This window comes from Nonomuraea sp. NPDC003804, assembly GCF_040610675.1.
GTDB lineage: Bacteria > Actinomycetota > Actinomycetes > Streptosporangiales > Streptosporangiaceae > Nonomuraea.
Genome location: NZ_JBEXMT010000030.1, coordinates 17091 through 27176, shown reverse-complemented (window position 1 = coordinate 27176; position 10086 = coordinate 17091). Strand labels below are relative to the sequence as shown.

Genomic DNA, 10086 nt, shown 5'->3' with positions numbered 1-10086 from the left:
TTCGCCCGCTGACCAGGCAGGGGAAGGCGGGCCGGTGCTCAGGCCCGCCGGCGCAGGTGGTGCTCAGGCCCGCCGGCGCAGGTGGTAGGCGTAGGTGGCGGCGGCCAGGGCCAGCCCCCAGGGCAGCCACGCCAGGCCGGGCAGGAACGTGCCCCAGCGCTCGGCGGTGATGGTGATGTCTCCGGTGAGCATCGCCAGATACAGCCGCGCGCCCGCCTGGATCAGCATGACCGACGCGGCCAGCCCCGGCACGACCGCGAACCGGACCGGCACCCGCCTGCCGCGCAGGAACGGGATCCACCGGGGAAAGACCTCACCCCAGCGCCGCACCAGACCGATCGTGAGGACGGCGCCCGCGACGCACAGGCCGCCGAGCACCATCTCGGAGATCCACCCGCCATCGGCGTTCGTCACCGCGATGTCCTCCGCCGGTATCCCGAGCGGGATGCCCGCCGCCCACGAGATGCGCGAGATCGCGTACGGCAGGGCCAGCAGCGCGGCCGCGTAGGTCACCGGTCTGCCCCATCGGACCGGCTCCCGCATACCGCCGCCCTGGTGGACCCAGGCCGCCGCCGCCCAGAGGGCTCCGCCCGCGATGCAGAACACCATGAACAGCAGGGGCCCGTCCCACAGGCCGGTGTATCCCATGAACAGGTAGGCGAAGTTCTGGATCACCCTGATGTCGGGCACGGCGACGAGCAGCGCGCCGCTCATCGCCCACGCGAAGACGAGCGGCACCCTGGCCGGGGTGGCGCGGGCCATCCCCACCGCGACCACGGCGCCGAGCAGTCCGAGCACCGCCATGGCCGCGCCCACCGGCCCCGGCTCCGCCGCCGCGAACAGCGAGCCCACCTGTTCGGCTCGCGGATCGCCCGCGCCGAACGGGAAGCCGGCGCCCCCCGCCGCCCAGTAGGCGCCCGCCGCCGCGAACGCCACCGACCACACCGCCGACGCCGACGCCGCCCACCCTGTCCGGCCCCGTGTCCGGCCCCGTGTCCGGCCCCGTGCCGTGGCGGCCACGCTCACACTCTCTGTCATGGCCACCAGCCTGCTCCGTGCGGGCCCGGCGCCCCTCCCCTGCGCGGGGGAGGCCGCTCCCCTCAGGCGGGGAGCGAGCCAGCGCGGGCAGGCCGCCCTTCAGGCGGGGAGCGAGCCGGCGTGGGGAGGGCGCCCCTCAGGCGGGGAGCGGCCCGCCTGTGCGGGTCAGCGCGGCGGCCAGCCGGGCGGCCAGTTCCCGGGCGAAGACGTCCCGCTCCTGGCGGCGGATCAGGAACAGCCAGGCGAACACGGGACCGACCAGCAGGGCGTGGACCACGTCCAGCTCGGGCCGCTCCGCGAGCTCACCCCGCTGGACCGCGCGGTCCAGGACGGCCGTGACGCAGTCGCGCTGCCGTTCCATGAACGTCCGCTGGAACCTGGCCGTCAGGTCGGTGTCGGCGACGACGTCGGCCAGCAGCCCGGGAACCGTGACCAGGGCGACCGGGTTGCCCAGCGTGGCGAGGACGTCGTCGACGAGCGCGACCAGGTCGGTGACGAAGGAGCCCGTGTCGGGCGGGATCTCCAGGGCCATGGAGTGGACGGTGGCGGCGAAGACCATCTCCTGCTTGGTGGCGTAGCGGCGGTAGATGGCGGCCTTGCCGACTCCCGCCCGTACGGCGACCGCGTCGACGGTGAGGCGGGCGTAGCCGGTCTCGGCGAGCACGTCCCTGGTCGCGACCAGGACGGCCGCGTCGACCCTGCTGTCTCTCGGCCGTCCTGTCCGCGTTGCCTGCGCGGCCCGCGTGCCCTGCCGTTCCACTGGCGTTCCTTTCCCGGTCACCGCGGCCCCTGGTCCGCGCCCGCCCCTCCGGCCTGCCCGCGCCGCCGGTCGGCTGCGGGAGCCGCGCTCACCGGCGTTTCCCGGCCGCGACGAGCAGCATCACGGCGGGCACCCAGACGGCGATGAACGGCGACGGCTCGAGGGTGAGCGCTCCGATCGTGCCCCAGACGCCGAGCAACCATGCCACGACCGCCGGAGGAGTCGCGCCGCGCCGGCCGGCCCAGTCGATCAGCAGGCCCAGCGCGAACAGCGGCAGGGCGAAGGACCCGATCGTGAGCCAGAAGGCGCCCAGCGCGGGAGGGAGCTCGTCCAGGCCGTTGGCGGGGAACCACAGCCCGCCCGAGAACCAGGTGGGCAGGTACCGGATGTTCAAGGCGATGGTGACGGCCATGTGGAACACGCCGAGGAAGGCGATGATCCGGCCGGCGAGAACGACCGCGCGGTGCGGGGAGGTGACAGAGACATCCATGCTCGCTCCTAACGGAACCATGAGTTTCGGAACTCTTAGTTCCGTAGGATGTCATGACGGGTGCTCGGTGTCTTCCGCGGGTGACGGTCGGCGCGCCGCGTCGGGTGGCGACCCTCAACGCCGGCAGCGTGCCTGACGCCCGTGTGCCCCTCCGGGCATGGCGCCGGCCTGCCGTTCCTCTCGGGTACGGCAGGCCGGGTCGTCGCGGTTTCGGGTGTGTCGCTAGGGTGCCGGGTCGTCCCGGTGCGCCGCGCCGGGTCGCGACGCCTCAGCCATCGCCACGGTCCGACGCTTCGGCGGACTCGGCCGCCGATTCGTTCTGCCGCAGAGCCTCCTCGAGGAGGTCTCTGTCGATCCTTCGCTCGACTGCATCCACATAGGCGGAGAAACGGCTTGTTTCTCCACCCTCTTCACCAAAAGGCGGCGAGCACGACAAGGGGATCTCCTTCGGTGGGGAACCGAGAGCATGGCGCGTCTCTCGGCGGAAAAGGGATATCCGTGCACGACCGCGCCCCGGGCGACCTGGGTGCCTGCATCACCGACGGCATGACCATGGTCGTCACGTCTCTCGATGGGCGCTCTTCAAGAATCGCCCATCGAGCATCTCTTCGCCCGGCGAATCAGATCAGCGGTCCGCCATTTCGACGGGGCCGGTCACCGGCCCCGCACGAAATCCCGCACCAAATCCCGCAAGAAATCTCCATGCCTGCCAGGTCAGTCGTCGCCCTCGACCCGCATCACGCCGGCGATCGCCCGCACGATGTCGAGGTCGCGCAGCCCCTCCATCGTCGCCGACAGCGCCGCGTCCGTCGCCCGGTGCGTGACGATGACGAGCTGGGCGTCGTCGCCGTGGCCCTCCTGGCGGACCGTCTGGATGGACACGTCGTGCTTGGCGAACAGCGTCGCCACCTGCGCCAGGACGCCCGGCTTGTCGGCGACGTCCAGGGACACGTGGCAGCGGGTGACGGTCTCGCCCATCGGGTGGACGGCCAGCGACGCGTAGATCGACTCGCTGGGGCCCCTGGTGCCCGCGATCCGGTTGCGGGCCACCGCGACCAGGTCGCCGAGCACGGCGGACGCGGTCGGGGCGCCGCCCGCGCCCTTGCCGTAGAACATGAGCTGCCCGGCCGACTCGGCCTCGACGAAGACCGCGTTGTAGGCCTCGCGGACCCCGGCCAGCGGGTGCGACCTGGGGATCATCGCCGGGTGGACGCGGACCCCGATCGAGCGGCCGTCGTCGGAGCGGGAGCAGATGGCCAGCAGCTTGATGACGTAGCCCATGGCCTTGGCACTGGCCACGTCGGTCGCGGTGATCTCGGTGATGCCCTCGCGGTGCACGTCGGCGGCGGTGACGCGGCTGTGGAAGGCGAGACCCGCGAGGATGGCGGCCTTGGCCGCGGCGTCGAAGCCCTCGACGTCGGCGGTGGGGTCGGCCTCGGCGTACCCCAGGGCTTGGGCCTCTTCGAGCGCGTCGGTGAACGAGGCGCCGGTGGAGTCCATCTTGTCGAGGATGTAGTTGGTGGTGCCGTTGACGATGCCGAGCACCCGTTTGACGTGGTCGCCGGCCAGCGACTCGCGCAGCGGGCGCAGCAGCGGGATGGCGCCGGCGACGCTGGCCTCGTAGTAGAGGTCGCCGCCGCCCGCGTGGATGGTGGCGCCGTCCTCGGCGAGCAGGGCCTTGTTGGCGGTGACCACCGCCTTGCCGCTGGCCATGGCGGCGAGGATGAGCGAGCGGGCCGGTTCGATGCCGCCGATCACCTCGATGACGATGTCGACGTCGTCGCGGGTGACCAGGCCCTCCGCGTCGCTGGTCAGCAGGGCCGGGTCGAAGTGGACGTCGCGCTTGCGGCCGGGCTTCCTGACCGCGACGCCCGCCAGCTCCAGCGGGGCGCCGATGCGCGCGGCCAGGTCGTCGGCCTGCTCCTCCATGAGCCTGATGACCTGGGACCCGACGACGCCGCACCCCAGGAGCGCGACTTTCAGCGGTTTGCCACTCATAGCTGTCCCCTCAACAGGTCATCCTCGGTCTCGCCCTGCACGATGACGCGCGCCTGGCCGCCGGAGACGGCCACGACGGCGGGCTTGGGCAGGTAGTTGTAGTTGCTGGCCAGCGACCTGCAGTAGGCGCCGGTCGCGGCCACGGCGATCAGGTCGCCGGGCGCGAGGTCGGCGGGCAGGTAGTGGTCGCGGACCACGATGTCGCCGCTCTCGCAGTGCTTGCCGACCACGCGCGACAGCATGGGGGCCGCGGCGGAGGCGCGGGAGGCGAGGACGGTGGTGTACTCGGCGCCGTAGAGGGCGGTGCGGGCGTTGTCGCTCATGCCGCCGTCGACGCTGACGTAGGTGCGCAGGCCCTCGACGTCCTTGACCGTGCCGACCTCGTAGAGGGTGACGCCGCCGGGGCCGACGATGGCCCGGCCCGGCTCGACCGTCAGGCGCGGCACGGGCAGCCCGGCGCCTGTGCAGACCTTGGCGACGATCTCGCGCAGGGCGTCGGCGATCACCTTGATGTCGGGGGCTTCGTCCTCGTCGACGTAGGCGATGCCGTAGCCGCCGCCGAGGTCGAGCTCGGGCAGCACGACGCCGTGCTCGTCCTTGATCTGCACCAGCAGGCCGGCCAGCCGGCTGGCGGCCACCTCGAAGCCGGCGGTGTCGACGATCTGCGATCCGATGTGGGAGTGCAGGCCGACGAGTTCGAGCTGCGGCAGGGCCAGGATGCGCCGGACGGCCTCGGCCGCGGCGCCCGAGCTGAGCGACAGGCCGAACTTCTGGTCGTCGTGCGCGGTGGCGATGAACTCGTGGGTGTGCGCCTCGACGCCGGTGGTCACGCGGACCATCACCCGGGGCCGCACGCCCCTCTCCTCGGCGAGGTAGCCCAGGCGGGCGATCTCCTCGAAGGAGTCGACGACGATGTGGCCGACGCCGACCTCGAGAGCGCGCGACAGCTCGGCGACCGACTTGTTGTTGCCGTGGAGCGTGATGCGCGAGGGCGGGAAGCCGACGCAGAGCGCCACGGCCAGCTCGCCGCCGCTGGCCACGTCGAGGCCCAGGTCCTCGTCCATCAGCCAGCGCACGATCTCCTTGCACAGGAACGCCTTGCCGGCGTAGTGGACGTCGGAGCCGGCGAAGGCGGTGGCGTACTCGCGCATCCGGGAGCGGACGTCGTCCTCGTCGATGACGTAGAGCGGCGTGCCGTACCGCTGGGCGAGGTCGCGCACGTCGACGCCGCCGATCGTGAGCGCGCCATCCGTTCGCGTCGACGTTCGCGGCCAGATCGAGGGGTTGATCCGGTTGAGGTCGGCGGGCGCCAGCGGCGGGCGCTCGTGGGGCAGCATCTCAGCGTGCCTGTCCCCGGCTGGATGGGCGAATCGACTCACCCGATCGAGGCTATCGGACGTGGTGCAGCTGATGGGACGCCCGACCACGGATCGAGACGAGATCGCGGGATGGAGAGGAAACTTTTGCCCTAAATCGTGTAATGACCGGATATTTTCAGATTCGCTCTGGTCCGGGGAGCACGGTCCAGACGGCCGCCGCCAGCCGGACGCGCGCCGTGTGCACGGGCTCCGGCCTTCCGTCCCCCCGTGGTACGGCGGGCGCGTGCTCGTGGGCGTCGTGGTAGGCGAGGGCGAGCCGGGGAAGGTAGGACTGCCATCCTGGATCGCGGCTCGCCTCGCGCCCGGGGATCTCGGCCAGCAGCCTGAGCACCGCCCGGTCACGCGGATCGGTCAGCGCCCGCGGGTCGCGGCCGGTGCCGGGCACGCCCAGGTCGGCGGCCCACCTGATGACCGCCGCGGCCCGCGCGTGGGCGTATCGCACGACGAAGCCCGGGTTGTCCCAGGTGCGCGGGAGGTCGGGCCACGCGTCCTCGACCGGGATCCGCGCGAAGGGCTCGTCGAGCACCTCCCCCGGGTCGTCGACGGTGATGCGCAGGAACCCCCTGCCGGAGACCGTCACCGCCCGCACGCCGGGAAGGGCGCTGACGTCGGCGGCCAGCCGCTCGGCCGGGATGCCGCGGCGCAGCGCGGCGGTGGAGAGGTAGACGCCCTCCTCCGCCCAGCTCCCCTCGGGAGCCGGGGCGGCGCCGAGCACCTCGGCCAGCCGTCTCGGTCTCACGAGCCGAGCGTAGACCCCCGCCCGCGGCCGGGGAGCGGCGGGCGCCCCGGCGCGGCGGGGTGCGGTCAGATGAGGGCGTGGGGTTCGGCGGAGCCGTACTCGACCAGGTGGGCGGCGCCGAGCAGCCACCGGTCCTCGTCGCGCACCCGCACGTAGCCGAACCTGTCGGCGGAGAACACCTTGACCCCGTCCGTACGGCACTGCCGCATGAGCACCTCATCCCACCCCTCGGTGAGGTCGGCGAACCCGACCGCCCGCAACGCGTGCCGCCTGGCCAGCAGCGTCGCCCCTGCGACCTCGGGGGTGTAGGTGTACTCCGCCTCCGGCTGCTTCAGCAGCGTGGCGTGCGCGGTGCGCAGGTGGGCGTAGAAGCAGGCCTTGCCCACGATGTCGGCGGTGGTGAACAGGAAGGCGCGGCTGAGGTCGTCCAGGTAGTGCGAGCCGTAGACGTCGCGCGGGTCCATGATCGCGACCAGGTCGGCCTCGCACAGGTCGAGCCCTCTGTTCAGCAGGGCTCCCGTGCTGGAGACGGGGTCGGGCTCGCGGTAGACGACCTCGCGGGGCGCCAGCACCTCCCGCGCCCGCTCCTCCCCGCCGGCGGGCCCGAAGACGATCACCTGGGTGACGCCCGACTGCTTGGCGACCTGGGCGAGGCCGTGCTCCAGCAGCGCCGGGTCGAGGACCGGGAGGATGACCGAGACGTTGAGCGTCGCGCGGGCGCTCGGCAGCCCGATGGCCTCCAGCAGCTCGTCGACGCGCTCGCTCATGGTGCCCATGGCGTAGGCCCTGCGCAGCGCCGCGTGCGCGCGCCTGGAGTCGCCCTCCGGGCCGATGGAGGTGCCGCAGGCGGCCAGCTCCGCCAGCCGCCACTGCGGCGTGCCGGGCGGGCAGTCGACGGCGATGGGCCAGCGGTAGGAGGTGAGCACGTCAGGGTAGCCGAGATGGTCGGGCAGCAGCTGGTCGAGGGTGAGCACCCGGCCGTAGCGCCCGCCGGACAGCGGCAGCGGGTTGTGGACGCGCGGCTGGACCGAGAACGGCAGGCGGGGCCAGCCGGCGGCCAGGTCGGTCGTGAAGCGGTGGTCGAACAGCTCGGCGGCGGCGGCGTAGTCGGCGACGGTGCCCTGCGTGTGCCAGAAGACGGTGCGGATGCCGCGCTCGGCGCACCAGGCCAGCAGCTCGCGCAGCCCTTCACCCGGCTCGCCGGTGACCTCCTCGGCCCACGGCCCCTCCGTGACCGACTCGACGACCAGCAGGTGCGGCACCTCGGCCGCCAGGACGCGGGCGAAGTCGCGGGGCGTGAAGCCCGTGGTCTGCCGCCACTCGTAGCGCAGCAGCGCCTCGGCGTGCGGGTCGGCGATCACGGCGGCGGTCAGGTGCGGGCGCGTGTTGGGGCCCGTCGGGATCCGGAACGGCTTGAGCCGCACCGAGGTGCCCTCGACCGTCCTGGTGGTGCTGGTGGCCTGGAAGGCCGCTCCGGGACGCTCGTCCTTCGGCGCGCTGACGGCCAGAGGCTTGCGCTTGGGCGCCACGGGACGCTTGACCGGCTTGGTCGCGCCCTTCAGCCCCTTGGCGAGGCGGACCGGGTTGCGCTTGCCCGTCTTGATCGCGTCACCGATGCGGTTCCACCGGGCGACCTTGATGGAGGACAGCTTCCACTGGGCGACCTCGGCCTGGTAGCGCTGCTCGGCCAGCTCCTTGCGCAGCTTCTCGGCCGCGGCGCGCTCGCGCTCCAGCTCGCTCTCGGCCTCGGCGAGGCGCTCGCCCATCGTCTTGAGCTCCTCGGTGGCCCGCTCGGCCGCGGCGAGCCTGGCCTGGGCGGCGTCCAGCAGCCTGGCCAGCTCCGCCGCGCGCTCCGCCTCGGCGATGGCGTCACGCAGCGCGCGTCGCGTGCTCTCCAGCTCAGTAGTCACAGGCCCTCCGTCTCTCGGCCCGGCAAAGGATACTCTTTCGCTTGGAATCGGCGTTGAGGAGTGAGATCGCGTGCAGTGGCCGGCGTTCAATGTGAGGCCGTACGTGTGCGGCGCCCTCGGCCGGCTCGATGCGGGCCTGCTCGACAAGCTCGCGGGGTCGGGGCCCAAGGTCAGGCCCGCCCTCCAGACGGCCGAGGCGGCGCTCTACAGCTCCCAGCCGCTGCCGCCCTACCACCGCGCCGACGGCACGTTCGCGTTCGCGTGGGGCGAGCGCAGGCCCGCGGCGCCCGCCGACTGGATCACGGTCGCCGAGACCTACGAGACGCCCGGCCTGATCGGCGACGGCGCCCGCACGGTGCTGCACGCGGGGGCGCTCGGCCTGGTCGACGTCTACTACGTGCGCGTGGGCGAGGCGGTCTACTTCTCCTCGCTGCTGAAGCCGCTGCTGGAGCTGGTGCCCGTCGACATCGACTGGGCGGCGTGGGCGTCGATCATCCAGGTGACGTTCCCGCTCGGCGACGCCACGCCGTACCGGGGGATCAGCCGCCTGCCGGGCTCCAGCGCGCTGGTCCACGCCCACGGCAGGATCTCGACCGAGCGGCGGCTGCCGCGCTGGCTGCGGCAGGAGCCGTACGAGGCCTGGCGCGGCGCCGGTGAGCTGCTGGAGATCCTGCACGGGGTCTACGACGACTACGAGGGGCGCCCGCTGCTGGTGCCGGTCAGCGGCGGCTACGACTCGCGGCTGCTGTGCTCGGTCGCGGTGGCGCGCGGCGCCGACGTGGAGTCGTGGACGACCAGCCCCGACGACGGCACCGACACCGACATCGCCTTCGCCCGCGCCATCACCCGCGAGCTGGGGGTACGGCACCGCGTCATCACCCAGGAGGCCGCCGCCTACCCGCGCGACGCGCTCGAGGTGGCGCGGCGGCTGGAGTTCATGACCCCGCACCACGCCTGGTACGCGCCCTTCGCCAAGCAGGTGCACGGCGCGGGCCGCGTGCTCGTCGACGGCCTGGCCGGCGGCCCGCTGCTGAAGAACTTCATGGTCAGCGGCGCGGCGCTGGAGGCCAGGACGCAGGCCGAGCGCTCGGCGGCCGTGCTCGGCTCGCTGTCGCTCGGCGCGCCCTCGGTGCCTTTCCTGTCGCCCGCGGCCGAGGCGTGGATCGGCGACGTCGTGCGTGAGCAGTTCGCCGCCGCCACCTCGATGCTCCACGGGCACCGGGCCGAGCTGCCGCTGTCGGTGCTGCACACCCGTACCGTGCGCGGCATCGCCCGCTCGGCGGTCAACCTGGTCGGCCCCGAGGCCGGCTTCGCGGCGCCGTTCATCCACCCCGACTTCTTCGACGCCGCGCTGTCGGTCGGGGTGGCCCGCAAGGACAAGGGCCGCTTCTACCGGGAGCTGCTGCACGCGGCCAACCCGAGGGTGGCCGCGCTGCCGTCGACGAACGTGGTCAAGCAGCCGCTCCAGCGGGTGCCGCTGCGCTCGACCGCGGCCCCGGCCCGCGACTACTCCCACCGGATGCTGGTGAAGGTGACCGAAAAGGTGCCGAGCCTGTTTTCGGACACGCTGCACGAGGTGATCGCCTCGGGGCCGGACGCGCTGACCCGGTTCACCGGGTGGAACGACCGGTTCTGGGTGCGTGGCCTGGTGCTGTTCGGCGCCTGGCTGACGGACTACGAGAGCGACCTCGCCGAGCTGACGCCACCCTTCTGACCTGCGGGCATCCACCGGGAGAACGCAGGGTTACAGAGCGGTTACATACGGATCTCGT

Annotated in this window: 8 protein-coding genes; 1 reads left to right on the top strand and 7 read right to left on the bottom strand. The window is 72.8% G+C overall.

Features of this window, described 5'->3' with window-relative positions; translation table 11 throughout:
- Window positions 1–63: 63 nt before the first annotated feature.
- From ABZX22_RS33765 to ABZX22_RS33735, 7 genes are all read right to left on the bottom strand, one after another.
- Entirely contained in the window at window positions 64–1038 is a 975-nt protein-coding gene (locus ABZX22_RS33765; protein WP_354917176.1) for a hypothetical protein, read from the bottom strand.
- A gap of 136 nt (window positions 1039–1174) precedes the next feature.
- Window positions 1175–1798 carry a TetR/AcrR family transcriptional regulator gene (locus ABZX22_RS33760; RefSeq protein WP_354917173.1) on the bottom strand — a complete coding sequence of 208 codons (624 nt, stop codon included), beginning with the start codon at window positions 1796–1798 and terminating at the stop codon, window positions 1175–1177.
- A gap of 88 nt (window positions 1799–1886) precedes the next feature.
- Window positions 1887–2288, bottom strand: a complete 402-nt coding sequence (locus tag ABZX22_RS33755; protein WP_354917170.1) for a DUF6463 family protein — start codon at window positions 2286–2288, stop codon at window positions 1887–1889.
- Window positions 2289–3002: 714 nt separating this feature from the next.
- Window positions 3003–4286 carry a homoserine dehydrogenase gene (locus ABZX22_RS33750; protein ID WP_354917167.1) on the bottom strand — a complete coding sequence of 428 codons (1284 nt, stop codon included), beginning with the start codon at window positions 4284–4286 and terminating at the stop codon, window positions 3003–3005.
- Window positions 4283–5665, bottom strand: coding sequence for a diaminopimelate decarboxylase (lysA, locus tag ABZX22_RS33745; protein WP_354917164.1), 1383 nt, complete (start codon window positions 5663–5665; stop codon window positions 4283–4285). Before lysA ends, ABZX22_RS33750 begins: the two co-directional genes overlap by 4 nt.
- Window positions 5666–5780: 115 nt before the next feature.
- Window positions 5781–6404 (bottom strand): anticodon-binding protein, encoded by a 624-nt coding sequence (locus ABZX22_RS33740; RefSeq protein WP_354917161.1) that lies wholly within the window; start codon window positions 6402–6404, stop codon window positions 5781–5783.
- Between the two features lie 65 nt (window positions 6405–6469).
- Window positions 6470–8314, bottom strand: a complete 1845-nt coding sequence (locus ABZX22_RS33735; RefSeq protein ID WP_354917158.1) for a hypothetical protein — start codon at window positions 8312–8314, stop codon at window positions 6470–6472.
- A gap of 70 nt (window positions 8315–8384) precedes the next feature.
- Here ABZX22_RS33735 and ABZX22_RS33730 point away from each other — a divergent pair, with 70 nt between their 5' ends.
- Window positions 8385–10028 carry an asparagine synthetase B family protein gene (locus ABZX22_RS33730; protein WP_354917155.1) on the top strand — a complete coding sequence of 548 codons (1644 nt, stop codon included), beginning with the start codon at window positions 8385–8387 and terminating at the stop codon, window positions 10026–10028.
- Window positions 10029–10086: the final 58 nt, after the last annotated feature.